Origin of the sequence: Arthrobacter sp. GMC3, from assembly GCF_002929305.1 — a bacterium.
Classification (GTDB): domain Bacteria; phylum Actinomycetota; class Actinomycetes; order Actinomycetales; family Micrococcaceae; genus Specibacter.
The window spans coordinates 131478-156566 of sequence record NZ_PJIO01000005.1 but is presented as its reverse complement, the minus strand read 5'-3'; the positions used below and the strand labels follow the sequence as shown (position 1 = coordinate 156566).

Genomic DNA, 25089 nt, shown 5'->3' with positions numbered 1-25089 from the left:
GAGCCACCATGTACCTGACCCAAGGGTTACACCGTTCATTGCAGGCCAACCCGGAGGCAACGGCCACCATCTTCAAGGACCGGGTGCGCAGCTACGCCGAACACGCCGACCGTATTGCTCGCCTTGCCGGCGCCTTGCAGAAACTCGGCGTGGAGGCCGACGACAGGGTGGGAATGCTGTCGATGAACAGCGATCGGTATGCCGAATACCTACTCGCCGTGCCGTGGGCTGGTGCAGCGGTGAATCCGGTGAATATCAGGTGGAGCCCGGCGGAGATCGCTTATTCCATGACCGACTCACAAACGCGTGTGCTGCTCATCGATGACCCGTTTGTGCCCATGGCGGCCGCGTTGCTGGAGAAAGCTCCAGTGCTGAAAACCCTGATCCACTGCGGCGACGGCCCCACCCCCGAGGGGATGCTCTCCTACGAGGAACTGGTGTCCGGGACCGAACCGGTGGCGGACGCTTATCGCGGCGGGGACGATCTGGCCGGCATCTACTACACCGGGGGCACCACCGGGTTCCCCAAGGGTGTCATGCTCAGTCACACAAACTTTGTCACCTCGGGACTGGGTACGGTGGCCACGGGCGAACTGCTCACGGCCGGGGCCGTGCTGCTACATGCGGCCCCCATGTTCCACCTGGCGGACTTGGCCGCCTGGTGCGGGCTGACGATCCTCGGCGGCACCCACCTCATGGTGCCGTTCTTTGAACCCGTCACGGTGCTCAAAGCCATCGAGGAACACCGTCCCACGGATGTACTGCTGGTACCCACCATGATCCAGATTCTGGTGGACCACCCGGAGTCGGGCAATTACGACCTCTCCTCCATGAAGCGGATGCTCTATGGCGGCTCGTCCATCTCCGAGGGCGTGCTGAACCGTACCAAGGCACGGTTTCCCGGGATGCGCCTGACCCAGGCCTATGGCCAGACAGAGGCCTCCCCGGTCATTACCTTGCTACTACCCGACGACCACCAGGGCGTGCCCATGCGCTCGGGCGGCCGGGCGGCCCCGCACTGCCAGGTAGCCATCTTGGACCTTGACGGCAACGAGGTTCCCACAGGGGAAGTGGGTGAGATCTGCGCCAAGGGCGCCCACGTCATGCAGGGATACTGGAACAAACCCGAACAAAGCGCCGAGGCGCTTCGTGGCGGCTGGCTGCACACAGGGGACCTGGGCCATCTCGATGAGAAGGGCTTTGTCTACGTGGTGGACCGGCTCAAGGACATGATCATCACCGGCGGCGAGAACGTGTACTCGGCCGAGGTGGAAAACGCCCTGAGTAAGCACCCTGCGGTGGCGTCCTCGGCCGTCATCGGCATTCCGGATGACCAGTACGGCGAACGCGTGCACGCCGTCGTGGTCCTCTCCCCGGGGGCCGCCGCTACCGAGCAGGAGCTGGCGGCGCACTGCAAGGAGCTCATTGCCGGGTACAAGGTGCCGCGCAGTTTTGACTTCCCGCCGTCGCTGCCCGTCTCAGGTGCCGGCAAGATCCTCAAGCGCGAGCTGCGCGGCAACTACGCGGCAGCACACCAGTAACCACCCATCACCAGCTTTCGTTAGGACACCATGATCACGGTTACAGCAGATGAACAGTTTCAGGCCTGGAAGGCGAAGGTCATGCCGGCGGTGGAGGAGGTCCGCCCCGGTGTCTGGTCCATTCCCGTCCCCTTCATCAACAACCCCATGCGCTATACCCTGGCGTATTTGTTGGTGGGCGACGGCGAGGCGGCGCTAGTAGATCCGGGCTGGGACTCCGATGAGGGCTGGGATGCGCTGAAGGCGGGCCTGGCACAGGCCTCGCTCACGCCGTCGGACATTACCGGAATCGTCGTGACCCACTTCCACCCCGATCACTTGGGGATGGCCGCGCGCCTGCGGGCGGCGTCCGGGGCGTGGGTGGCACTGGGCGAAAACGAGCCAATGCCCAGCAACTGGCGCGCCGACCCTGACCAGTTTGTGGCGGAGGACAGGGCGCAATTTGAGGCCTGGGGCGTGCCGGCGGAGTTCCTGGATGAAGTCAGCTTCCAGGCGGACACCTGGGCGCAAATGACAAACGTTGCCGCCCCGCAGCGCCGCTTGGCCGACGGCGATCTCCTGCCGATCGCCGGGCTGACGGTGCGTGTGCTGGCCACCCCTGGCCACACGCCGGGACACATTTGCCTGGTCGATGAGGCTAATCAGCTCATGCTGACGGGCGACCACGTGCTGCCGCGGATTACGCCCCACGTCTCCCTCGAGGCACAAAACCATGCGGACCCGCTGGGTGACTACTTCAACTCCTTGACCATCATGGGTGTCGGGGCGGACATGGAGGTGCTCCCGGCGCACGAATACCGTTTCCGGGGACTCGTGGAGCGGGCCCTTGAGCTTGAGAACCACACCCTTGAGCGCTCCCGGGAAGTCATTGCTGTGCTGGAGGCAGGGGCTGCCAGAACTGTCTGGGACGTCTCGAAGGAGCTGACCTGGTCGCGCGGCTTTGCGTCGCTGCGCGGGTTCACGCTGCGCCTGGCACTGGCTGAGACCGCAAGCCATCTGGTGTACCTCAGTGCCCGGGGGAGGGACATCGGCATCCAGGTCTCACGCGGCACCCCGGTCGGAACCTGAGCGGTGGCATTGCTGCGAGTGGGTTACAGCGGGTCGGGGTGCGGAGCTGGGTCGGTGAAGTCCCCCGAGGCGCGGCGGAAGCGGGCAAGAATGCCTGTCATGCGCTGCAAGTCGTCGGCGGGAATGCCGGGCTCGCTGAAAACGTCTTCGTTGAGCGCTGCGGTGGCTTCTTCCGCAAGAGCAAGTCCAGCGTCGGTGATCACCACCAAGGTGGCGCGGCCGTCCGTAGGGTGGGCGGCGCGGCGCACCAGGCCATCCTTCTCCAGCCTGTCCACCACATTGGTCACGGACGTGGGGTGCACCTGGAGCCGTGCGCTGGCGCTGGCCATCGGCAGGGCGCCGTCGCGCGTGAACGACAGCAGGCGCAGCAGTTCCAGCCTTGCGTAGGACAATCCCAGCGGCTTGAGCACCGAATCCACCCTGGTGTACATGATGTGTTGGGCCCGCATGACGGAGGAGAAGGCTGCCATGCCGTCGGCGGCGTCGGCCCAGCCGTGGGCAATCCACTGGCGCTTGGCCTCCGCGATGGGATCCATGGGCAGCGGGGATGCGGGGGCCAAGGGATGTCCTTTCGCGGGGGTGTAAAGCTTGCTCTCAATAATTTACTTGGAATACCTAGTAATTACTAGTAGTGCCTAGTAATCTTGGGCCAAGAGATGACTGTCACTGTTTTGACTAAAGTTTCAACTTAGAGGGGCTATCAATGAAGATTGCAGTGCTTATCAAGCAAGTACCCGACACCGCTGACGAGCGAACACTGGACCCGGAGACGGGCTGGTTGAACCGCGACGCCGGGGACAACATCGTCGATGAGATCAACGAGCGGGCCCTCGAGGTGGCCCTCCAGGTCAAGGACAAGGACAAGTCCACGGAGATTGTGGTCCTGGCCATGGGGCCCGACGAGGCCTCCAAAGCCATTCGCAAGGCCCTGTCCATGGGTGCCGATTCGGGCGTTCACGTCCTCGATGATTCCCTTGCAGGGGCCGACGCCGTCCGCACAGCCGCCGTTCTGGCTGCCGCGCTGAAGGGTATCGGAGCCGACGTCATTGTGGCAGGTAACGAGTCAACCGACGGGCGCGGCGGCGTGGTTCCGGCCATGGTTGCCGAGCACCTGGGCCTGCCCCTGGTAGGCGCGCTTTCGGTGATTGAGCTGAGCGGCGGGAAAGTATCCGGCGAGCGCCAAGGCGAAGCCGGAACACTCACCGTCAGTGCGGTGCTTCCGGCCGTTGTCACGGTCACCGAGCGCACCGCCGAGGCACGCTTTCCGAACTTCAAGGGCATCCTTACAGCCAAGCGCAAGCCCGTGAATACCGTCTCCGTGGCAGACCTTGGTGTCCAGGATCCAGCGGCCCGTGCAGTCCTCGTGGCCCACAGCCCGCGCCCGGCCCGCGTGGCGGGAAAGAAAATTCTCGACGACGGCACGGCGGGAACCCTGCTGGCCGACTACCTCATCGAAAATCGCTTGGTCTAGGAAAGGGCACTCAGATGTCTACTATTTTGACGCTTGTGGAATTGACGCACCAAGGCGAGGTTTCTGCCTCCGCCCGCGGACTCTTGGCGGCCGCCGCTTCGTTGGGAACACCTGTGGCCGTGGTGGCCACGCCAACGCCCCTAAGCGAGGACGCGATCAGCCAGCTCGGGGCGCTCGGTGCCACCGGAATCTACCAGGCGGTGGGTGCCGAGGCCGCCACCGTTCTTGGCACGCCGTCGGTTGAGGCCCTAGCCGGCGCCGTTGCCGCGCTGGCCCCGCAGGCCGTGCTGGCCGCCAACTCGGTGGACGGCCGCGAGATTGCGGCACGACTGGCCGTACGTGTTGGCGGGGCCCTGCTGGCCGACGCCGTGTCGTTGCGCACCGACGGTGGCCAGATCGTGGCCGAGCACTCCGTCTTTGGTGGCTCCTATGCGGTTGAATCGACCGTTGAGGGTGGGCTGGCCGTCATCACCATCCGCCAGGGCGCCATCGAAGGCAACGCCCCGGCCGCCACACCCGACGTCACCACCGTTGAGCTCTCGGGCTCCGGTGCGGGCGCCAGAATCGATGCGGTCAACGATGCCCCCGTCACCAGCAGCAGGCCTGAATTGCGGGCCGCCAAGACAGTGGTTTCGGGTGGACGCGGGCTCGGATCCAAGGAGAACTTTGTCCTTGTCGAACAGCTTGCGGATGCTCTCGGAGCGGCCGTGGGTGCCTCCAGGGCAGCGGTTGATGCCGGATTTGTGCCCCAAACCGCGCAGGTTGGACAGACCGGCGTGAGCGTTTCCCCGCAGCTCTACATTGCCTTAGGCATTTCCGGTGCCATCCAGCACCGGGCCGGGATGCAAACGGCAAAAACCATTGTGGCCATCAATAAGGACGGCGATTCACCCATCTTCGACGTCGCCGACTTCGGCATTGTGGGGGACGTATTCACGGTGGTGCCGCAGCTGATTGAGGCGCTGGGCGCACGCGCCCGCTGATATCGCCGTGACGCCCCGGTGTGAGCGATGGCTTGATCCAGTGGCGGGGATGTTAGAAATAGAGACGAGAGTAAGCCGCAGCGACGGCACCTGCCCAGTACACAGTTCGTGAAAGAGGACCGAAAAGACCATGTCTACCCCCGCAAAGAAACAGGCCCCCGGCCTTCAAGACCGTTGGAAGTCATTGGGTCTGTGGGCAAAACTTGCCTGGGGGGCGGCCGTCGTCGTCCTGGTACTGCTGGTTCTGGTGCTCGCGGCCCGCTGGTTCACCCACCTGGAGGTGGGCAAGTCATTTTTGACCACGTACCCGGGGCAGTCCGAACTTCCTGCCAACGCACCTGTCGGCATCCCGGCATGGCTGGGCTGGCAACACTTTTTGAACATGTTCTTCTTGTTGCTGATCATCCGATCGGGCTGGCAGGTGCGCACCACCAAGCGCCCCGCCGCCCACTGGATCCGCAACAACAAGGGCCTCATCAAGACTAAGAACGCGCCCACCAAGATCAGCCTGGACTTGTGGTTCCACCTGAGCCTGGATGCCTTGTGGGTTCTGAACGGAATCGTGTTCATTGTGGTCCTGTTCGCCACGGGCCAGTGGTTGCGCATTGTGCCCACGTCCTGGGATGTTTTCCCCAACGCCATCTCGGCAGGCCTGCAGTACCTGTCCCTGAATTGGCCCACGGAAAATGGCTGGGTGAACTACAACTCCTTGCAACTGCTGGCCTACTTCACCACGGTGTTCATTGCCGCCCCGCTGGCCATACTCACCGGCATTCGCATGTCCGGGGCCTGGCCCAAGAACGCCCGGGCGCTGAACAAGTTCTACCCCATTGAACTGGCCCGCAAGGTGCACTTCCCCGTCATGCTGTACTTTGTGCTGTTCATCATCGCGCACGTAACACTGGTGCTGGCCACCGGTGCCCTGCGCAACCTCAACCACATGTACGCCTCAAGCGACGCCGTGAACTGGTGGGGCTTTGGCATCTTCGCCGTGTCACTTCTCGTCATGGCCGGCGCCTGGTTCGCTGCCCGACCCCTGTTCCTGCGGCCGATCGCCTCACTGACAGGGAAAGTCAGCAAGTAAGTATCCCGCCCGGCCCACAAGGTGCGGGAGGGACTCAAAGACGAGTTGAAGCATCAACTCCCGTTGCCAAAGGAGGCAGCAGCCATGTACGAGCTCAGTGATGACCAACAGGCGATTGTGGAGATGGTGCGCAGCTTTGCCACCACAGCTCTTGCCCCTCACGCCGCCGAATGGGACGAGGAAAAACACTTTCCCGTGGATGTTCTGGCCGATGCGGGGGAGCTTGGCATGGGTGGCATCTATGTGCGGGAAGAATTTGGCGGCTCCGGGATGAGCCGCACGGATGCGGTGCTGATCTTTGAGGAGCTGGCCGCAGCGGATCCCTCCATCGCCGCCTACATCTCGATCCACAACATGGTGGCCTGGATGATCGACGCCCACGGCAATGACGAGCAACGTGCGGCCTGGCTGCCGGGGCTGACGGCCATGACAGAGCTGGGCAGCTACTGCCTGACCGAGCCGGGCGTGGGCTCGGATGCCGGCGCTCTCACCACACGGGCAGTGCTCGACGGCGATCATTACGTCATCAACGGGACCAAACAGTTCATCTCCGGGGCAGGGTCCTCCGCCTGGTATGTGGTCATGGCCAGGACGGCCGACACCGGCAGCCACGGCATCTCCGCCATTGTGGTGCCCGCGGACACGCCCGGACTGTCCTTTGGTGCCAACGAGAAGAAGATGGGATGGCGCGCCCAGCCCACCCGCCAGGTGGTTTTCGAGAATGTCCGCATCCCCGTGGCGAACCGCTTGGGCGAGGAGGGGGACGGGTTCATGATCGCCATGAAGGGCCTCAACGGTGGGCGCGTGAACATCGGGGCGTGTTCGCTAGGTGGCGGGCGGGCGGCCTTGGAAAAGTCCGTCGCCTATTTGAAGGAGCGGCAGGCTTTTGGCGGCCCACTGATCAAGCAGCAGCACCTGCTTTTTGAAATTGCGGATATGGACACCGAACTGGAAACGGCCAGGACCATGCTGCTGCGTGCCGCCGACGCCCTGGAACGCGGGGCCCCGGACACGGTGAAACTGTGCGCCATGGCCAAACGAGTGGCCACCGACGCCGGCTTCCACGTAGCAAACCAGGCCCTGCAATTGCACGGCGGATACGGCTACCTCTCCGAGTACGGGTTGGAGAAAATTGTGCGTGACCTGCGTGTCCATCAAATTCTTGAGGGCAGCAACGAGATCATGCGGCTCATTGTGGGCCGGCTTGCCATCGAGGACTAGGCTTTGAGCAACCAGGCAGTTCCGGACGAATAAAGCGAAGGATTGGCGTATGGAGAACCACGACGTTCTAGTGCAGCGCAAGGGCCACCTGGGGCACCTGGTCCTGAACCGGCCAGCCGCCATGAACGCGCTAAACCACGGCATGGTCTTGGCCATCGCCGCCGCCTTGGATGAGTGGGAAACGGACCACGGCGTCGCCACCGTTCTGATCTCCGGGGCCGGTGAGCGGGGCTTGTGTGCCGGCGGGGACATCGTCTCGATCTACCACGACGCCCGCACCGGCGGAAACGAAAGCGAGCAATTCTGGCGCGACGAATACCACCTCAACGCCCGGATCAGGCGCTACCCCAAACCCGTCGTGGCACTCATGGACGGGGTGGTTCTTGGCGGCGGGGTGGGGATATCCGCGCATGCCTCACACCGGATTGTCACCGAACGCTCCCGCATCGGCATGCCGGAAACGGGCATCGGCTTCGTCCCCGACGTGGGCGGCACCTACCTGCTCTCCCGCGCCCCGGGGGAGATGGGCACTCATACTGGCCTGACAGGATCAATGGTCAGCGGCGCGGACGCCATTGCCATGGGCCTGGCGGACCACTTCCTTGACTCCTCCCACCTGGCCACGCTGGTGGCCGAGCTCGCCGATCGGACCGCCACGGCCGCCGTCGCACGCTACGGTGAAGTGCCCCCGGCCTCCACACTTATGGAGGCGCGCTGGTGGATCGATGAGGCCTATGCCAGCGACGACGTCGGGACCATCCTTGAGCGGTTGGCTCACGTAAGTGACCCGGCCGCTGCGAAGGCGGCGGCCACGATTGCGGCGAAGTCGCCCACGGCTGTCACCGTGACGCTGGCAGCCCTGCGACGGGCACGGGTTCTTCCCACTCTGGAGGACGCGCTCAATCAGGAGCTGCGGGTGTCACTGAGGGCGTTGCGCTGGCCCGATTTTGCCGAAGGAATCAGGGCCCAACTTGTGGACAAGGACCGAAATCCGGCCTGGACCCCGGCAACCCTTGACCAGGTGCCAGCCGATGTGGTGGCACAGGCATTCGCGAACCTTGGCCAGCAGGAACTGGGCCTGGTTCACGAGGACAACGGATAGGCGGCATGGCAATGAACGCAACAACTCAGGGCGCCAACGTGACGCGGCGAAGCGTCGGGTTTATTGGTTTGGGGCATATGGGCGGACCCATGGCGGCCAATCTTGTGGCGGCCGGATACACCGTGACGGGTTTTGACGTGGTTCCCGCAGCCTTGGAGGCGGCTCAGGCCGCCGGGGTTGCGGTGGCTGCCTCGTCGGCGGAGGCCGCAACGGGTGCGGATATTGTTATCACCATGCTGCCCGCCGGGAAACACGTTTTTGCCGCCTATGAAGGTGACGGGCCAGGCGGGGGACTGCTAGCCGCGGCCAAGCCCGGTTCCCTGTTTCTTGAATGCTCCACCATAGCCGTGGAGGACGCCCGGGCAGCCCATGAGATGGTGCTGGCCACCGGACACCGCGGCCTGGATGCGCCTGTGTCGGGCGGGGTGATGGGGGCCGAGGCGGGAACGCTAACCTTCATGGTGGGAGGCTCGGCAGACGACTTTGCCGACGCCGCCGAGATCTTTGAGGTCATGGGCAAACGGATTGTGCACTGCGGCGGACCCGGCGCCGGGCAGGCCGCCAAGGTCTGCAACAACATGATTCTGGGCGTATCCATGATCGCCGTTAGTGAGGCCTTTGTGCTGGGTGAAAAGCTGGGACTCACCCACCAGGCACTCTTTGACGTGGCGGCCAACGCCTCGGGACAATGCTGGTCGCTGACCACCAACTGCCCCGTGCCGGGACCGGTGCCCGCCAGCCCAGCCAACCGCGACTACCAGCCCGGCTTTGCCGGGGCACTGATGGCCAAAGATCTTGGTCTGGCCGTGGAGGCACTGAATGCCACTGGTGTGGAGGCCTCGCTGGGGCGCGCAGCCGAGGAAATCTACCGGCAGTTCGCCCTGGAGGGCGGTGCCGCCACCGATTTCTCCGGCATCATCAACACCATCCGCGCGGCGTCGACGGCAGTGGAGGACTGAGCCGCGGCCGCCGACGCCGCGCGGTTTCTTAGAATTGACTTTCCTTATCTGAACGGAATAGCACAACCATGACTGAACACTCCTTGATCCTGACCGAGCAGCGCGGCCGGGTGGGCCTCATTACGCTCAACCGTCCCGAAGCGCTCAATGCCTTGAGCGACGCCATGGGACATGAAATCCTCGCCGCGGCGCAGGACTTTGACAAGGATCCGGGGATCGGGGCCATTGTCATCACCGGCTCCTCCCGGGCTTTTGCGGCCGGGGCCGACATCAAGGAGATGGCGGCCAAGTCCTCCGTGGACATGTACATGGCCGACTGGTTCTCCGTGTGGGACGCCCTGGCTCGCGTGCGCACCCCCATGATCGCCGCCGTCGCCGGTCACGCCCTGGGCGGCGGCTGCGAGCTGGCCATGATCGCCGATTTCATCATTGCCGGCGAAAATGCCAAGTTCGGACAGCCCGAAATCAAGCTCGGCGTCATCCCCGGCATGGGCGGATCCCAGCGGTTGACGAAGGCAATCGGCAAGGCCAAAGCCATGGAGATGGTGCTGACGGGGCGCGTCATGGGTGCAGTGGAAGCGGAGCAGGCCGGCCTGGTGGCGCGCGTCGTGCCCGTCGACTCCTTGCTCGACGATGCTCTGGCCACCGCCGCAACCATCGCGTCCATGTCCAAACCTGTCGCCATGATCGCCAAAGAAGCAGTCAACGCCGCCTTCGAGACCTCCCTGGCCGAGGGCGTGCACATGGAACGGCGCTTCATCTACGCCTGCTTCGCCACCGAAGACCAAAAAGAAGGCATGGCGGCGTTCATGGACAAACGCCCGGCAGTCTTCAAGCACCGGTAAGGCCGCGGCGGCGGGCAGGCGTTTTTCCGGCGGCTATCCGACCGACGTCCGCGGGCAGGCCCAGTATGCGTGCCCGGCGCTTCGCGAATTTGGGGGCTGGTGCCCGCACCGCGCCGCCAGCCCCCAAATTCGCTACTCGCCAGCCGGCAAAGCCCTGCCAGCCGCCGGGCTGGCACCCAAATCGACCACGCCGCCGGGCCCGGATCGACGTCGGGCCGACGCTTGAGGTGGGTACCCGCCCTCTCGAGTTGGTGTTTGGCCCAAACACATGTACTGTTGAGGACGCAACGCGGGGTGGAGCAGTTCGGTAGCTCGCCGGGCTCATAACCCGGAGGTCACAGGTTCAAATCCTGTCCCCGCAACCATGATGAGGAAAACCCTCGGCCAGTAGGCCGGGGGTTTTTCGTTTTCGCTACCGTTCCCCGTTTTCGCTACAGGTGCACCTGTAGCGAAAACGGGGAACGGTGTCATTTTTGTAGGCTGGCTACGTCAGTGCCAGAAATCGCCGAGATGTTCGGCCAGGGCTAGCCCCTGCTCATAGCCGGCTCGGGCCGCAGGTGGACGCATGGACAGGTCCATGGCATTGCCGCCAAACATGTGCGCGGCGCTGCTGTCCGGGAAGATCGTCTCCACGCTGCTGCCCCCTGCACGGAGTTCCGCGAGCTGCGCCGCGAGCTGCATGTCCCAGGCCGGGGGTTGCAATGATCTGCCGCCGAAGGGTGAGAGCACCAGCACCCTCCCGTATCCGGCCGCCAGATCAGCATTCTCGCTGGATCGCCGGTAGCCGCCGTCGAGGTACCACTTGTCACCAATCCGGTAGGGAAGGCCGCTGGAGCAACTGGCCGCAATGGCGTCCGCCAGGTCCACGCCACTGTTGCTGTCGAACACCACCGGCTCTCCAGTCTGGGCATCGACCGCCGTGATCAGCACCGGACGTTCGGGCCAGTGCTGACTGGGCAGCCGGGCAGCGACGGTGGAGCGCCACTGTGATGACCAGGTGCCATCCGACGCCGCCTCCAACGCAAGCGCCGACGCGCCGAGTTTGCGGCGCATGTCGGCCGGACCCGATGCGGTGGAGATGATGTTGCCGATCCTCTCCATATGGTTCACCGGCCGGACCGGAGCATTTGCTGGCGGGGATACGCGCGGAGCAATCCGTTGCGGAGGAACGGCAGCAAGGGTCTGAGCAAGTAGCTCGGTCGGGGTCGCGCCGGCGATCTGGGCCGCGGCGGTGGATCCGGCAGAGGTTCCGATGGTCAGGTCTGCGCCGGTCACATCCAATCCGGCTTCGAAGAGTCCGGCGATGACGCCGATCAGCCACGCATTGCCAGTTGATCCGCCGCCGCCGAGGACCAATGCGCGCTGGCCTGTGGAGGGAGCCCGCCGTGTGGTGGTGATTTGCGGCTGATTCTGCTCTGATCCGGACAGCTCAGTGGCCAACGGTGTGGTTACGTGCAGAGTTGAAAATGGTGTTGAGTTCATGGGAGTCGCCTTTCGCGAATTGCCTGTGCGGCGCTCCCAGCGGCGACTATCTCAGTCGCGAGATCGTGGACTGCTGGGTGCACCCATTGCCGATACTGCGTTCATGGGTATCACCTCCAGCCGATTGATCACGATTAACGAAAAGTTATCACGCCGGCGGCTCGGTACGCAATCGTCCATCTTCTCGATTGCGCACCGGGCTGGGCCATTGCGGGTTACGCGCCTTGCTGGGCCATGAAACGCGTGAAGTTTTCGGCGATTTCCTTGGACTTGGTGTGGTGGAGGTAGTGGCTGGCATCCAGGAGGACCAGTTCGCCGTGATCGACGCTTGCCACCTGTTCCTGATGCAGGGGCAACCAGCCCTCTACGTCAGTGTTATTGCTTTGGACGAATTCAAGCACGCGTAGCTCCCGTGGAAATGACTGAGACTTTCCGGCCATAAAGTTTTCTTTGAAATGCTCCATCTCATTTGAATAGGTCTTGGTGGAATTATTCTTCAGGGACAGTAATTTCATTTGTTCTTTGGTGTTATCGTCATAGGGCAATCCAGCGTAAGGATCCCCGGCCAGTGACATAAGTATGCGGGTCAGGCCCAGTGCTTTGGCGGTCTTCATGGCGCCAATTGGAAGGGGATCGTCCATGCCCGGCTGAGTGGGGACGCTGCTGTCGATCCCCACAAAGGCCATGAGTTCTTGAGGGAACCTCGTGGCGTAGTCAAGGGCATAGATTCCTGCGATGGAGTGGCCCATCAGCGTGTAGCGATCAATGTTCAGACCCGCCAAGGCCGCGTGGATTTCGTTGCTGATATTCTCACTTGTTCGAGGCTTGTCCGTTTCATCGCTGAGACCATAGCCGAAGGGTTCCACCACAACTACCTTGTAGTGCGGCACCAGTTCAGCAATGAGCGGCTTGAAGTCAAGGGCCGGTGAAGCCGTACCGAAGCCGGGAAGGAGCACCACGGTTTGAGCGGCGTCGCCTTCCACCACGACGTTCATGTTCTTGCCATCCACGGGAACCAGTTGTCCGTAGCGTTCAATCTTTGACGCCTCGGATTTGCTGGCACTGGCATTGACGATTGTGGTGGTTGCCAGAGCGGCAACAACTACTGCCACCAGGGCGGCCACTACCTTCAGCGCAATCTTTAGAAACTTTCTCATTCTCATCCATCTGTCGTTTTGTGGGATCTGCCACCGTCCGGAAATTGGCAGGCGTATTAAGGAAGCCAATATATGCCGCAGGATAATTACTGGCTATCGCCAATCGGGTCCAGTAATTGATTGATCAATTGGTCAATTTCCGTAATTATATTTACCCACATTTGCGCAATGGAATGCCAATGGAAAAGGAAAGTTCATCACTTGGGATGATGGTTATTTGTCACCAATAGTCCGGGCGGGGGATACCGGGGCGTTGGTGCTAGTCCGCTGTGCTGTCGGAGCAGCCCAGCGCCGATTTGGGCACGGCAGAGCACCCTCTCGGTGGATCGAGACTTAGTGCCCCTTGAATGCCTCAGCCAGCCACCAGGAACCGGAATCCGAGGCGATCTTTGCATCGATCACGAGGGGACGGCTGGGATTCGAATCCAGCCATTCACTGACCACATCCAGGTCCGCGACGCTGCGAACTGTGATGCCATCGGCGCCAAAGCCACGTCCAATGGCGGCGAAATCGGTGTCCGGGAATTGGACTGAACTCATGTCCGCCTCTGGATTATCGATCGCGAAGTGGTGCACTTCGGCACCGTAGGCGGCATCGTTGTAGACGATGCACACCAAGGGCATGTTCAGGCGCACGGCCGTGTCCAGTTCCGCAATAGCCATGTGGAATCCACCGTCCCCTGTCCCCAGAACGGGCAGGCGCTGCGGCTGGGCCAGGGCTGCACCAATAGCGGTGTACAAGCCCAGTCCAATGGATTGAAAGGCCTGGGTGAAACAGAATCCGAACTCGTCAGGCACGGAGAGGAATTGGCTCGGGTAGCCCATAAAGTTCCCGGAATCCACGCTGACAATACGCTCGGTTGGCAGCAGTTCATCCAGCCGTTTTGTCAACGTGCGAGGATCGATTCGTTGTGGGTCACCGAGATCCTCGAACTCAACTTGCTGCCAATGAATGGCATCCTTGATGCGGGCGGCAACGTCGGCGCTGCGGTAACCCTCACGCGGCGCGGGCACCTGGCGTTTGATTTCGGCGAGAACATCGGTGGCGCATTCGCCCGAGTCACCCAGCACACCCAGATCGACGGGCCTGTTGGCGCCCAACGCCTGATCCTCTAGATCGATCTGGACCACCTTGGTGTTCGCACTGATCAACTGGCCGTGGCGCATCGTCCACATGTTCAGGGCGCAGCCGAAACCCACGATCAAGTCGGCGCCGGTGATGAGCTCGGCGGCCAGCGGCGATGAGAAACCACCGGAAATGCCGAGGTTGAAGTCATCGTCGTTGAAGAGACCCTTGGCGACGGCGGAGGTCGCCACAAGTGCACCCGCCTGCCTGGCCAGTTCAAGGATCTCCGACTTGGCTCCGCGGCCTCCGCGCCCGGCCACAAAGACCGGGCGCTGGGCATTTTGAATCAACTCCGCAAGTGCGGCAAAGGCTGCCCGCGAAGGGCGGACGGTTAAGGCAGGTGAGATTTTCGCCGTCGACTGCCCGACGTCGTCGGGCACTTCCTGGGCCTGGACGTTCAGCGGCAGGTTCAGCACCACCGTGCGGCGGTCATTTACTGCCCTACGATAGGCCCGAATGGTGTCTGCGACTGCCGTTTGAGCGCTGTGCACACGCTCGGAGACAGCGTAGACGGAGGCGGCGAAACCGTCTTGGTCCATAGCGAAGTTCGAATACACGGCACTTGGCGCAGCCTCAGCGGCCAGCACGATCATCGGGGTGCGAGACTTGGCGGCCTCTCCGATTCCTGTAGCTGCGTTGGTGAGCCCACACCCTTGGTGCACCGAAACTAGCGCCACCTGCCCGCTGGTCCGAGCAAAGGCGTCCGCCATGGTCGCAGCCCCGCCCTCATGACGGGTCGCCGTAAACGGAACACCGTGCTCCATCAAGGTGTTCGTGATGGTGAAGTTTCCCGAGCCGACCACCCCAAAGCAATGCCCTACGCCAAGCTGGGCGAGTGTCTTGCCGACAAGTTGAGCGACGTTCATGAAAGATTCCTTCGGTGCCGGGTTGGTCAGGGCTGGGATGGGGTTCTTCTGGGATGTGCCGGCCGTTTCTGTCCGGCCGCCGTGGCGGATCGCCGCTACTTTTGGATCAGTGCCATGACGCGGGCCGGGGCTCCTGTGCCGCCTACGATGGGCAAGGGGGCCACTACGATCATGGCGCCGTAAACGGGCAGTTTGGCCAGGTTCTTCAACGAGGTGATGCCGTATTTGTCCGCGCCAAGGAGGAAGTTGTGGACCGGGAATGGCGGGTTTAGTGCCGCGGCATTGCCGGCGTCGATCCCCACTGTCTCCACTCCAATGCCGGAGATTTCCAGTTCCTGCGCCATCCACTGTGCGCATTCTGCGGTGAAGCCTGGGGTGTGCGATCCGTTCTCGTCCAGATTCAAGAAGGCTTGCTGGTCGTGTCCGTATTGGTCCCAGCCGGTGCGGAAGAGCAGCCACGCGTTGGCCGGGAAAGCCCCGTATTCTTCCTGCCAGGCAAGCAGGTGGGCCACGTCCACCAGAAAGTCCGGATCCGCTTCTGTTTCCTTCGTGAAATCCAGGACGACGGCGGGCCCCATCAGGCGTGCCGGTTCCAGTTGGGAAACGTCCTTGCCTTCGCGGCCTGAGATCCAATGGATGGGTGCATCAATATGCGTACCAATGTGTTCGCCGGTATGGATGTTGTGGTGCTTCCAATACGGGCCCGGATCGTTGTAGGCGGAGACTTCCTCAAGGCTGAAGTCAATCAGGTTGGAGAAGGGTTCAGGAAGTACCAGGGTGGGGGTTTCTGCGGACAGGGGCGCCGTCAGGTCAACGACCTCAACCGCTCCGGATGCCAGGGCTGCAAGGACTGCTTGGACAGGACTCATTGAATCTCCTTATTTGTGATGTGTGACAAGCTAGCCTGTTTCTCGTTACCCACAAGATACCTGCTCACGTGCTGGATTTTTGGCGGAGCGGGCTTTTGCTGCGGTGGATGAGTTGTTGGGCCGTCAAATGTCCGGATCCGCCGCCGAGCCCCGGCCCAGGATGCGTGGCTGCACCAATATGCCACAGGCCCTTTACGGGCGAACGGCCCTTGCCGAGCTGCGGCAGCGGACGCCACAACAAGTTTTGGAACAGCTCAGCCGAGCCGCCGTACGGGTCTCCTCCCACGGCATTGCGGTTCACTTCGCTCAATTCCCGGGGACTGATGGCCTTGATTCCCAGCACCAGTTCCCGCAAGCCCGGTGCGTAGTGTTCGATCTGTGATAGCACCCTTTGGACGTAGGCGGCAACAAGCTTTTCATTCCAGCCTCCGCTGGTATCCAGCTCGTGGGCCGCATCGCCGACGGGTTCAAAGGGCAGCTCCTGCAATTGAAGCCACAGTGTTGCCTTGCCAGCCGGTGCACGTGAAGGATCCAGCACGCATTGTTGGCCGATGACAATGGTGGGATTGGCCGGGAGCAGGCCCGACTCTGCCTGGGCGCAGGCGATCGCCGTCGAATTTGAACCCGTGGAAAGGTGGATCAACGGGGTCTGGGCCAGCCGTTCGTCGGACCACGGGACCGGAGCATCCAGTGCCACATGGATTTGCATGGCCGCCCGGCCTGGTTGGTAGTGGCCGGCCAGGGTCCTTATCCGGTGTGGGATTTCGGGACCGGCGAGCAGTTCATCGTAGATCTGTGGCACCGAGACTGAGGCCAAAATGCCGCGACTGGCCTCGAACGTCCCGGATGCCGTGATCACTGCCGCCGCACGGCCGTCCCTCGTGAGGATCGAATCAGCTCTCACCCCGGTGTGGATTGTTACGCTATTTTCTCGAAGGAGGGATTCAAAGGCGGCTACGAACCCGCGAGCCCCGCCCGCAACAATGGGCAAACCGAATTGGTGCATGCTTGCCGCCATCACCGGGAGCATCACCCCACCGCTGACCTGGTCGGGGCCAAGCCCGGCATGCAAGAGCCAAGGCGCCCACAGCTGGTCCACTTCGTCGCCAACAAAGCGGCTACGGGTAAGGTTTCGACCGCTCATCAATCCCTGACGTAGCAGGCCCTGAAGCTTCGTGAAGCCCATACGCAGGGCCTTGAACCCCAGTTTTGCCACGTTTGGCAGATTCATCTCGCTGCCCATCGCGCCAAAGATGACGGGCGCTTGGGCCCCGAACTCATGGAGCATCACCGCATAGGCCTCACGGTCCGCAGCGTATTCAAAGGCATGGGCGGTTGCCACTGGGTCCCGTTGAGCGAGCACGGTAGCGACCCTTCCCTTGGCATCTGTTCCTACGCTGCCGCACACCCATGGCGTGCCCGCATCCTCGGTATTCAGGTAGCGCAAACCGTGGCGGTGCAGCTCTTGCCCGAGTTCGGCGTAGGCCGCGCCGGCCATGAACAGCGGGTGCCAGGAGGAAAATGTGTCATGGATGAACCCTGGCTCCGTCAGCTCGCCCGAATCGATGAATCCGCCAAGCCGGTCCCTTTCCTCCAACAGGGTCACACTTGCACCTGCACGCGCCAATTCGGCAGCTGCCACGAGTGAGTTGATCCCGGATCCAATCACCACGTAGTCGGAGGTACTGGTACGGGCAGAGTGGAACGTGTTCAAGGTTGTCTCCCTTCAAGGGGCGGATCAGGCAGGTGTGGCTCGAGCACCACTTAGCTGAAATCGGGGTGGATAGCGGTGCGATGGTAGGCTCCGGCATGGAATACCAGGGGATCTCCCTCGGTTCGGGTGTATTTTTCAACCTCGCCTACGTAGATCACGTGATCTCCTGCCTGGTGCCTAGCTACCGTGCGGCATTGGAAGGTAGCAACGGCCCCTTGCAGCAACGGCAGCCCCGCCACTCCCTCCACAGTTTCCACTCCGGCGAACTTGTCCTCTGCCGGGGTGGCAAATTGACGCGAGAGCACGTGTTGGGAGGATTCGAGCACGTTGATGGCGAAGTGCGTGGAGGCCTCAAAGTCGTCCAGGGAGGGGGCAAACTTGCTGGGGCACCAGAGCACCAGAGGAGGATCCATGGAGACGGAAGTGAAGGAGTTGGCGGTCATGCCAACCTTGTTCCCCTGCGGCGTGCGGGTCGTTACCACCGTAACGCCGGTGGCGAATTGCCCCAAGGTGGAACGGAAGTCTCGAAGGTCAAAGGTCGCGCTTTCCTCGGCAACTGCCCTGTCCAAGAACGCCTCGGCTTCCTCCGGTTCAAACCACCAGGGGAAGAGAGTGCGGGGATCGTCAAAACCATTGGCCAGTGCAGTTGCCACGGCTTCGTGATGCGCGGCCTTGGCCAGCAGTTTCAGCTGCCAGTCCTTGCGCTCACGCAGCATGGAGTTGGTCCATACTGTGGAAAACTGGCCCCAGCCCCGCCAGAATTCGTCAAAGGTCCGCAGCATCCACTGCTCGTCGAATTCTTCCTCACCCCGGGCATCGATGGCGCGGGCGTAGTGGTCAGCAGCAAGGGTTGCGTTATTGGATCCTTGCCCGGTGAGTGAATCGTTGAGCATGATTGCATCTCCCACGCCCATGACGATTCGGCCTCCGGGCAGCGTACCCACGGCCGATCGGACCACCGGGTTGATTCGCCCGCGCAATGCGGCGCCCGGATCATTGAGCACTGAACCGGCGAAACGCGAGTATTCATGGGGGAAGTGCTCGCGCAGAATACCCAGGGAGGTTTCAAGGTGCTCTTCGGGTGTGGCGACCTTGTCCCAGCAATCCATGGGACCTCCGGGCAGGCCCTCAAATACCATCATTTGGCACGGTCCTTGGGTACTGATGCCGGGGAAGGTGAAGAATTCGCCAACCCCTGGCACCATGTTCATGCGAATGTGCCCGGAGTCTATTTCTTCGCCGGTGGCGTGGGCTGGCAAAACGTAGGTGACGGCCACCGCCCGTTGGGGCCGATCAAACGGGGACTTAGCGCGGTCTGTGGCAAAGATTTGTCCCAGTTCGCCTTTCCCTGTACCCACGATCACCAAGTCAAAGAGGGTGGTGAGTTCCTCCAGGCGCCGCACCGAGAGTTTCTCGATGCGGAAGTCGCCTCCGCGGGTGATGAAGGTTTCAATCCAATACGCTGACTTGACCCGCTGGTCCACCGACAGCGCTGGGCGGTCCAGCATTCCCGTCCAGTCGATGGTTTCGCGTTCCACGTCCCCGACGATATTGCCCCCGGAGATATTCAGGTGAAGTCCGGTGATGCCCAGTTCCTGGGTGGTCGCCCCGGGGATGTCCAGTGGCTGCTGGACACGAAGCGCCGAGGAAAAGACGCATTGGCTCGAGGTGATCGATCCGCTGCGAATCTGCTGGGCGGAGCGGTCGGAGAATAGGGTGACGGTGTGCCCTGAACGTTGCAGTGCGAGGGCAAGCTGGGCACCAGATTCTCCGGCCCCGACGATGGCGATGGTACGCATTGAATGCTCCAGATGGGTGTGAAGGAGGATGCTAACGATTGAAGCGGTTAACGCGCTGCTTGGAAGGAGTCCAGATAACCGGTTGCGGCCTCCGGGCTCATGAACCACTCGGCAAAGTCCGGCGGGTAGTTGAATCCGTTGGCGAAGCGTCTGGCGATCTGCGGGTTTTCCTGCGCGGCACCCAGGATTTGCATAGCGTGCGGAGCTGGAGGCGCCAACATCGCATTCGTCCAGTCCGCAACGTGCCGGGCGTAGCGCCAGTAGCTTTCAAAGAGGCCTTGCTTGAAGGCGTTGTCAAAGGCGCCATCGCCGTGTTCCAGGATGCCGGCCAGATAGGCGGCCGCACACTTTGCCGCATTGTTGGAGCCTTGCCCCGTGATCGGATCATTGAGGACCACGACGTCGGCCATACCCAATACCGTCTTACCGGAGGGCAGGGTGGCAAGTGGGTTCCGAACGGTAGGTGGGAAGCGTCCCTGCAGAACGCCGTTGGGGTCGGTCAGTTCAACCCCGGCGCAACGCTCGGCCTCCCAAGGCAAATATGTGTTCAGGATGCGCAGGGAATTTGCCAGGTGCTCCTGCGGGCTCAAGCCCTTCCACGAGTCCATGTCGGAGCCAGGCAGCCCTTCAAAAACCATGATTTCGCAGGGACCTGTCACGGTCAGTGCCGGGAAAACAAAGTACTCGCCGACGCCGGGGATCAGGTTGAAGTTCACGGCTGAATATTCCGGGCGCGGTGTCATCCCGTTCACATAGCTCAAGGCCAGGGCACGTTGCGGGGCCGCATAGTGGCTACGTTGGGCGTCGCGTTCAAAGAGGCCCGCGATCTCGCCCTTGCCCGCAGCCACAATCACAAGGTCGCTGGCGCTCGCATACCGTTCAAGATCCTCAACTCCGGCTTCCTCAATGACCAGGGTCCCTCCGCGGGCTTCAAAGACCTCCATGAAGGCCGGGAATTTCACCCGCTGATCAATGGACTGTGCCGGTGCGTCGAGCCTGTGTGACCAGTTCATGGCCTTGACCCCCGGCGCCTCTGGTGGGGCAACGGTAAAGGAGATGCCTTCTACTGGTGGGGCAACAGGCCACAGGTCAAGGTCAAGGACACGTTCGTGGCTCAACGCTTGATCGAACATGCACTGACTGGAGGCGATGGAGCCGGTACGGATCTGCTCCGGGGTTCGGTTGGAAACAAGCGTGACGCTGTATCCGGCGTCGAGCAGGCCGATTCCGAGCTGGAGGCCGGACTGTCCGGCACCGACAATGGTGATGGTTCGTGAATTCATGGTTTCTGTTCCTTAACCTTGATGCTTGTTCTTGCTAGAGGGGGAGCGCAGAAAAACTAGTGCGTTGCGGGAGCTGCCAGCAGTTCGATGGCGGGTTCGTTGCGTTCGGGGCCAAGAGCCGAGTAGCCGCCGTCGACCGCCCAATCGGCGCCTGTGACGAAGGAAGCCTGGTCGGATAGCAGGAATACCACCACATGCCCCACTTCCTCGGGACGCCCGACCCGGCCCAACAAATGGAAGGGTGCGGCCACGGCGTCGGTCTTGGCCAGGTCTCCGCCGCTGAGCGTGTCCATGATCTTGGACCAGGTCCAGCCGGGGCTGACCGAATTCACCCGGATCCCGTCGCCCGCCAGGTCGGCGGCCATTGAACGAGTGACCTGGACAAGCGTTGCCTTGCTGGCCGGGTAGAGCCAGCGTCCTGTTTGCGAAACACTGCTCGAAATGGACGTAAAGTTGACCACCGCCCCGTGACCGGAGGCCGCCAAGAGCGGGCGGGCCAAGCGGGTGAGCATGACTGCACTGACCACGTTGATGTTCAGCGCGGTCAGCCAGTCGGCCCGGCCGGATCCGATCCCGTCGTCGAGGTAGCTGCAGGCCAGGTTGACCAGGCCATCAAGCCGTCCGTGCGCGGTGCCTATGTGTGCGATCAGGGATTCGAGCGCTGCGTCGTCGGTGATGTCCAGCGCATGGAATTCCACACCAGGGTACTGGACCGCCAGCTCCGCACCGCCTTCAGCATCGATGTCCGCGACGATGACCTTGGCCCCGGAGGCCAAGAGGGAAGCGGCAACGCCGGCGCCCACCTTGGTTGCGCCTCCTGTCAGCAGGACAACGCGGTCCTGAAGTGGTTTCATGAGATTCCTTCCGGCAAAACGGTATGTGATTCATGTCATAATGAATGACCTGAAGAGAAATCTATCCACACTGCCAGCGCGTAACTATCCGCATCGCGCAGCTCTCATCCACTTTGCGCAGCCTCGACGGTGCACGGCTGCAAGCCCCATTTCCGGTCATCACCAAGGAGCGTTCACATGCTGATCCAGCAGCCAGCTGCTCCTGATGCCAGCAGTGTGCTTGACGGTTTGCCAACGCTTAGAACGCGGGATCCGGGTGAGGCTCAGGATCGGGTGAGCGAGCTTTTCTGCCGGCACGAATTACGGCCGCTTTCGGTTCGGGGCTCGGTGAAGTTGAATCTTCGCTCCACCGGCGGAGGTTTTGGGGTGCACCTCTTGGATTACGGGGCCGCGGTCCGCATAGAACCGGATGCGTTGAAAACGTTCTTTATGGTTCAGGTGCCACTGTCAGGCCGGGCCCGGCTGAGCAGCCCGAACTCTACTGTCGACTCGACCCCGGCCCTTGCCTCCATCCCGCCCATCGACCAAAATTTCTCCATGGTGTGGGAGGCGGGAACACCCCAATTGATCGTTACTGCACCGAGGGAAGTCTTGGGCAACGCGGCCACCACGCTGTTCGGGACTGCGCTTGATGCGCCGTTGCAGTTGGCTGACAGCATGAATGTGGCTACGCCGGAGGGGAAATTATTCATCCGCGCGGTCTTCGAGTATCACGATCTGCTCAACGCCCCGGAGGCCGCACCTACGCCCTATGTGCGCCGGCTCCACGAGGAGATGGTCCTTGCCCGCTGGCTTTTGGCAGTGAATTCCAACGTCTCCACTGCGCAAGGACAAGGGCACGCCGCACTTCAGGGGTCGCATTCTTCGGCCTTGGTTGCCGATTTTCAGGATCTCCTCCAGGCCCACAGCGGAGAAGATCTTAGTGTCGGAGACTTGGCCGAGGCGTTGGGTGTTTCGGTGCGTACGCTCCAGGCTGCGCTTGCCAAGGATCTTGGCAGCACCCCGTCTCACATGCTCCGTGAGGCACGGGTGCGCAGAGCCCATCAAATGTTGAGTGAGGGGGACCATCGGACTGACAGTGTGACGGATATTGCCCAACGCTGCGGTTTTGGGCACTTGGGGCGTTTTGCCCAGGCTTATCGGCAGCAATACGGGTTCCCGCCCTCACAGACCCTGCGCGGTCCGGGGCAGGTCTAATCCTGAACGGCCTTCGTGACATCTGTTCACGAAGCCGGTTGCTGGGGACGCCAACCTTGCCCGGCCTCCCGCTTTGCCGACGAACGGCATCAAGTCGACATAGACTTGGCCGTATGCGCGAACACAACTCTGATGCGGGCCCGGCAATGCCATGGGTGGGCGCCGCGGCGGCGAAGACCCGTTGAGCGTGACTGAGCCGGCGATTCGGCATCATCAACTGATCATCACCCTCTACGGCCTCTACTGCCGGGGGGCCGGGCAGGCAATGCCGGTTTCGGTGCTCATCGACATGCTCGGCGATTTGGGCTATGACCACTCGGGGGTGCGCTCCGCAGTGTCACGTTTGAAGGCCAAAGGGGTCCTTAAAAGCGTGAAGGACGGCAACGTCGCCAAGTATGAACTGTCCTCAACGGTTGCCGACTTATTCCTGGAAGGCGATGAGCGGATCTTTTCCGCCGAACCAACGAATGCCACCGACGGCTGGGTACTGGCCATCTTTTCTGTTCCCGAAGCACTGCGCAATCGCCGCCATCAACTGCGTACCGTCCTGTCTGGGTTCGGGTTTGGGTCGATGACCTCGGGAGTGTGGGTGGCGCCAGCGTCTGCGCTGGAGCGGACCAAAGAGAGGCTCCGGACCCTGAGACTTGACCAGTTCGTTGACTTCTTCAAGGGTGATCACGTGGCCGACGGCGACTTGCCCGCCAAGGTTGCCCAATGGTGGCATCTGGCTTCACTGGATGAACAATTTGCCGAGTTCCTGGACCTCTACGCTGGCGACGTGGTGAAGTGGACGGCCAAAGTTGGCGCCGATCCCCAACGTGCAGTTGCCGAATCAACGGCTGAGCTGAGGCGGGACGCGTTCCGCTGCTACATCCCCATGCTGACCATTTGGCGCCGGTTTCCCTACAAGGACCCCGGCCTCGCCCCCGAATACCTGCCCAAGGACTGGAAAGGGCAGGAAGCCCGGGCCACCTTCCTGGAAATTCACCGGCTGCTCGCGCCCCTTGCCGCGGCCCACGCCCGGGCGCTGATGACCTAACACCCCGCCATGCCAACCGGGATTATTGGATAACGGCAACACCCTGGATTTCGATCAGGGCCTCCTTTTGCCACAGCCGGCTGACGCCGATCCCCGCCATGGCCGGATACTCCGACCCCGCCATTTCACGCCAGAGCCGGCCAATCTCACGTCCGTTGGCCATATAGTCGTCCACATCCGTGAGGTAGATGGTTACGCTGACCAAGTCCTCTGGGCGGCCACCGGCCTCTGCCAGCGTGGTCAGGACATTGCCAAATGCCTGCTTGAACTGCGCCACGATGCCGCCTGGGACAATTTGCATGTCCGCATCGAGTGCCGTTTGCCCGCCCAGGTAGACGGTGCTCCCCGCCAGTATCCCGTGGGCGTATCCGGAGGGCTTGGGCAGGATGGACGGGTTGATCGTCATGTTTGGCATGTGCTTCCTTCTGCTCGGTGTGGAAAGAAAATCGTCTGAAAAAATCCTGTGACACAACTCTCAAACGGTGCTACATTGAGCTTATGCGACGGTCGTAAAAAAGTCGACATACTCTTTTTGAAAGGAACAGCCTCCATGAAGCTTGCCACCTTGCGCACCTGCGGAAACGGTACGACGGCGGCACTTGCCCTGGGAGTGGACGGTTACCTGCCCCTGCCTGCACTAAACGTAGGGGAGTTACTTGCCCGCAGTGGTTGGAAAGCCCTCGCCGCAGCGGCACTCGCCCAAGCGGAAGCGCTGGGAGGCGAGGCGGCCGGCGTCGTCCCCGCCCATGAGGCGGATCTGGCGCCGTTGCTGCCCACCGCGGGCAAGGTGATTTGCTGCGGCCTGAACTATGCCGACCACATCCAGGAGATGGGCCGCGAACTGCCCGAATACCCCACGCTGTTCGCCAAATACGCGGACACACTGATTGGTGCAACGGACACCATCGAGGTGTATGGCAGCGACCGTGTCGACTGGGAAGCCGAGCTCGCCGTGGTCGTCGGAGCACAGCTGACCCGGGCAGGGGAGCACGAGGCGGAAGCAGCCATTGCCGGCTACACAGTGGCCAACGACGTCTCCATGCGGGACTGGCAAAACCGCACACTGCAGTGGTTCCAGGGCAAGGCGTTCGACGCCACCACTCCGCTGGGTCCGGTGCTTGTCACCGCCGACGAATTCCCGGCCGGCCACGGCTTTGCGGTCAGCGGGCGCGTCAACGGCGAGCTGGTCCAGCACGGTAACACCGCCACGCTGGTTTTTGGCCCGGCCAAGCTGCTGTCTTACATCTCCCAATTCACCACGCTGCGCCCGGGTGACGTGGTCTTAACCGGTACGCCCGGGGGCGTGGGCATGGGCATGAACCCGCCGCGTTTCCTGGCAGACGGGGACATTCTCAGCACCGAAATTGGCGGGATCGGCCGGCTCGAGAACCGGGTCCGGATCCGCCAGGGCGCCAACGCCGCCCGCTAA

General features: G+C 62.3%; 22 protein-coding genes and 1 tRNA gene. 13 read left to right on the top strand and 10 right to left on the bottom strand.

What is annotated here, in order from left to right:
- The first annotated feature begins 8 nt into the window (after positions 1–8).
- Both CXQ94_RS10565 and CXQ94_RS10560 read left to right on the top strand, forming a co-directional pair.
- The gene (locus CXQ94_RS10565; RefSeq protein WP_104089678.1) at positions 9–1541 is read left to right on the top strand and encodes a long-chain-fatty-acid--CoA ligase; all 1533 of its coding nucleotides are present in this window, start codon (positions 9–11) and stop codon (positions 1539–1541) included.
- A 30-nt stretch (positions 1542–1571) separates the two neighbouring features.
- A complete protein-coding gene (locus CXQ94_RS10560) occupies positions 1572–2609 on the top strand; it encodes an MBL fold metallo-hydrolase (RefSeq protein ID WP_104089676.1) in 1038 nt (345 codons plus the stop codon).
- Positions 2610–2632: 23 nt separating this feature from the next.
- On the opposite strand, the gene CXQ94_RS10555 is transcribed toward CXQ94_RS10560, so the two are convergent.
- Complete coding sequence (locus CXQ94_RS10555; RefSeq protein ID WP_104089970.1) at positions 2633–3145, bottom strand: MarR family winged helix-turn-helix transcriptional regulator; 513 nt, start codon at positions 3143–3145, stop codon at positions 2633–2635.
- A gap of 167 nt (positions 3146–3312) precedes the next feature.
- Between CXQ94_RS10555 and CXQ94_RS10550 the strand changes: the two genes are divergently transcribed.
- From CXQ94_RS10550 to CXQ94_RS10515, 8 genes are all read left to right on the top strand, one after another.
- Positions 3313–4080: an electron transfer flavoprotein subunit beta/FixA family protein gene (locus tag CXQ94_RS10550; RefSeq protein WP_104089673.1), complete on the top strand. Its 768-nt coding sequence runs from the start codon at positions 3313–3315 to the stop codon at positions 4078–4080.
- A 14-nt stretch (positions 4081–4094) separates the two neighbouring features.
- Positions 4095–5063, top strand: a complete 969-nt coding sequence (locus CXQ94_RS10545; protein ID WP_104089671.1) for an electron transfer flavoprotein subunit alpha/FixB family protein — start codon at positions 4095–4097, stop codon at positions 5061–5063.
- A 130-nt stretch (positions 5064–5193) separates the two neighbouring features.
- Positions 5194–6147, top strand: coding sequence for a cytochrome b/b6 domain-containing protein (locus tag CXQ94_RS10540; protein WP_104089667.1), 954 nt, complete (start codon positions 5194–5196; stop codon positions 6145–6147).
- Positions 6148–6231: 84 nt separating this feature from the next.
- Complete coding sequence (locus tag CXQ94_RS10535; protein ID WP_104089665.1) at positions 6232–7368, top strand: acyl-CoA dehydrogenase family protein; 1137 nt, start codon at positions 6232–6234, stop codon at positions 7366–7368.
- 49 nt (positions 7369–7417) lie between these two features.
- Entirely contained in the window at positions 7418–8470 is a 1053-nt protein-coding gene (locus CXQ94_RS10530) for an enoyl-CoA hydratase/isomerase family protein (RefSeq protein WP_104089663.1), read from the top strand.
- 11 nt (positions 8471–8481) lie between these two features.
- Positions 8482–9429 (top strand): 3-hydroxyisobutyrate dehydrogenase, encoded by a 948-nt coding sequence (mmsB, locus tag CXQ94_RS10525; protein WP_104089967.1) that lies wholly within the window; start codon positions 8482–8484, stop codon positions 9427–9429.
- A 68-nt stretch (positions 9430–9497) separates the two neighbouring features.
- Positions 9498–10274 (top strand): enoyl-CoA hydratase, encoded by a 777-nt coding sequence (locus CXQ94_RS10520; RefSeq protein ID WP_104089659.1) that lies wholly within the window; start codon positions 9498–9500, stop codon positions 10272–10274.
- A gap of 288 nt (positions 10275–10562) precedes the next feature.
- Positions 10563–10639: transfer RNA gene (locus tag CXQ94_RS10515), tRNA-Met, on the top strand.
- A gap of 124 nt (positions 10640–10763) precedes the next feature.
- Here CXQ94_RS10515 and CXQ94_RS10510 read toward each other — a convergent pair.
- From CXQ94_RS10510 to CXQ94_RS10475, 8 genes are all read right to left on the bottom strand, one after another.
- Complete coding sequence (locus CXQ94_RS10510) at positions 10764–11756, bottom strand: patatin-like phospholipase family protein (protein WP_258066990.1); 993 nt, start codon at positions 11754–11756, stop codon at positions 10764–10766.
- A gap of 215 nt (positions 11757–11971) precedes the next feature.
- Positions 11972–12913, bottom strand: coding sequence for an alpha/beta fold hydrolase (locus CXQ94_RS10505; protein WP_104089657.1), 942 nt, complete (start codon positions 12911–12913; stop codon positions 11972–11974).
- 333 nt (positions 12914–13246) lie between these two features.
- Positions 13247–14905 (bottom strand): thiamine pyrophosphate-binding protein, encoded by a 1659-nt coding sequence (locus CXQ94_RS10500; RefSeq protein WP_104089655.1) that lies wholly within the window; start codon positions 14903–14905, stop codon positions 13247–13249.
- Positions 14906–15000: 95 nt separating this feature from the next.
- Entirely contained in the window at positions 15001–15774 is a 774-nt protein-coding gene (locus tag CXQ94_RS10495; protein WP_104089653.1) for a cyclase family protein, read from the bottom strand.
- Between the two features lie 64 nt (positions 15775–15838).
- Positions 15839–17488: an NAD(P)/FAD-dependent oxidoreductase gene (locus tag CXQ94_RS10490; RefSeq protein WP_104089651.1), complete on the bottom strand. Its 1650-nt coding sequence runs from the start codon at positions 17486–17488 to the stop codon at positions 15839–15841.
- Between the two features lie 50 nt (positions 17489–17538).
- A complete protein-coding gene (locus CXQ94_RS10485) occupies positions 17539–19287 on the bottom strand; it encodes a flavin reductase (protein WP_104089649.1) in 1749 nt (582 codons plus the stop codon).
- Between the two features lie 47 nt (positions 19288–19334).
- Positions 19335–20570, bottom strand: coding sequence for a styrene monooxygenase/indole monooxygenase family protein (locus CXQ94_RS10480; protein ID WP_104089646.1), 1236 nt, complete (start codon positions 20568–20570; stop codon positions 19335–19337).
- A gap of 56 nt (positions 20571–20626) precedes the next feature.
- Positions 20627–21424: an SDR family oxidoreductase gene (locus CXQ94_RS10475; RefSeq protein WP_104089642.1), complete on the bottom strand. Its 798-nt coding sequence runs from the start codon at positions 21422–21424 to the stop codon at positions 20627–20629.
- A gap of 177 nt (positions 21425–21601) precedes the next feature.
- Here CXQ94_RS10475 and CXQ94_RS10470 point away from each other — a divergent pair, with 177 nt between their 5' ends.
- Both CXQ94_RS10470 and CXQ94_RS10465 read left to right on the top strand, forming a co-directional pair.
- Positions 21602–22621, top strand: a complete 1020-nt coding sequence (locus CXQ94_RS10470) for an AraC family transcriptional regulator (protein ID WP_104089639.1) — start codon at positions 21602–21604, stop codon at positions 22619–22621.
- Positions 22622–22808: 187 nt separating this feature from the next.
- Positions 22809–23660, top strand: coding sequence for a PaaX family transcriptional regulator C-terminal domain-containing protein (locus CXQ94_RS10465; RefSeq protein ID WP_258066987.1), 852 nt, complete (start codon positions 22809–22811; stop codon positions 23658–23660).
- A 22-nt stretch (positions 23661–23682) separates the two neighbouring features.
- Here the strand turns inward: CXQ94_RS10465 and CXQ94_RS10460 are convergent, their stop codons facing one another.
- On the bottom strand, positions 23683–24075 hold the full coding sequence (locus tag CXQ94_RS10460; protein WP_104089633.1) for a RidA family protein: 393 nt from the start codon (positions 24073–24075) through the stop codon (positions 23683–23685).
- Positions 24076–24210: 135 nt separating this feature from the next.
- Here CXQ94_RS10460 and CXQ94_RS10455 point away from each other — a divergent pair, with 135 nt between their 5' ends.
- Positions 24211–25089 carry a fumarylacetoacetate hydrolase family protein gene (locus CXQ94_RS10455; protein WP_104089630.1) on the top strand — a complete coding sequence of 293 codons (879 nt, stop codon included), beginning with the start codon at positions 24211–24213 and terminating at the stop codon, positions 25087–25089.

Coding starts and splice junctions, on each gene's coding strand:
- CXQ94_RS10565 (WP_104089678.1), top strand. CDS start 9: ATGTACCTGACCCAAGGGTTACACCGTTCATTGCAGGCCAACCCGGAG.
- CXQ94_RS10560 (WP_104089676.1), top strand. CDS start 1,572: ATGATCACGGTTACAGCAGATGAACAGTTTCAGGCCTGGAAGGCGAAG.
- CXQ94_RS10555 (WP_104089970.1), bottom strand. CDS start 3,145: ATGGATCCCATCGCGGAGGCCAAGCGCCAGTGGATTGCCCACGGCTGG.
- CXQ94_RS10550 (WP_104089673.1), top strand. CDS start 3,313: ATGAAGATTGCAGTGCTTATCAAGCAAGTACCCGACACCGCTGACGAG.
- CXQ94_RS10545 (WP_104089671.1), top strand. CDS start 4,095: ATGTCTACTATTTTGACGCTTGTGGAATTGACGCACCAAGGCGAGGTT.
- CXQ94_RS10540 (WP_104089667.1), top strand. CDS start 5,194: ATGTCTACCCCCGCAAAGAAACAGGCCCCCGGCCTTCAAGACCGTTGG.
- CXQ94_RS10535 (WP_104089665.1), top strand. CDS start 6,232: ATGTACGAGCTCAGTGATGACCAACAGGCGATTGTGGAGATGGTGCGC.
- CXQ94_RS10530 (WP_104089663.1), top strand. CDS start 7,418: ATGGAGAACCACGACGTTCTAGTGCAGCGCAAGGGCCACCTGGGGCAC.
- mmsB (WP_104089967.1), top strand. CDS start 8,482: ATGAACGCAACAACTCAGGGCGCCAACGTGACGCGGCGAAGCGTCGGG.
- CXQ94_RS10520 (WP_104089659.1), top strand. CDS start 9,498: ATGACTGAACACTCCTTGATCCTGACCGAGCAGCGCGGCCGGGTGGGC.
- CXQ94_RS10510 (WP_258066990.1), bottom strand. CDS start 11,756: ATGAACTCAACACCATTTTCAACTCTGCACGTAACCACACCGTTGGCC.
- CXQ94_RS10505 (WP_104089657.1), bottom strand. CDS start 12,913: ATGAGAAAGTTTCTAAAGATTGCGCTGAAGGTAGTGGCCGCCCTGGTG.
- CXQ94_RS10500 (WP_104089655.1), bottom strand. CDS start 14,905: ATGAACGTCGCTCAACTTGTCGGCAAGACACTCGCCCAGCTTGGCGTA.
- CXQ94_RS10495 (WP_104089653.1), bottom strand. CDS start 15,774: ATGAGTCCTGTCCAAGCAGTCCTTGCAGCCCTGGCATCCGGAGCGGTT.
- CXQ94_RS10485 (WP_104089649.1), bottom strand. CDS start 19,287: ATGCGTACCATCGCCATCGTCGGGGCCGGAGAATCTGGTGCCCAGCTT.
- CXQ94_RS10480 (WP_104089646.1), bottom strand. CDS start 20,570: ATGAATTCACGAACCATCACCATTGTCGGTGCCGGACAGTCCGGCCTC.
- CXQ94_RS10475 (WP_104089642.1), bottom strand. CDS start 21,424: ATGAAACCACTTCAGGACCGCGTTGTCCTGCTGACAGGAGGCGCAACC.
- CXQ94_RS10470 (WP_104089639.1), top strand. CDS start 21,602: ATGCTGATCCAGCAGCCAGCTGCTCCTGATGCCAGCAGTGTGCTTGAC.
- CXQ94_RS10460 (WP_104089633.1), bottom strand. CDS start 24,075: ATGCCAAACATGACGATCAACCCGTCCATCCTGCCCAAGCCCTCCGGA.
- CXQ94_RS10455 (WP_104089630.1), top strand. CDS start 24,211: ATGAAGCTTGCCACCTTGCGCACCTGCGGAAACGGTACGACGGCGGCA.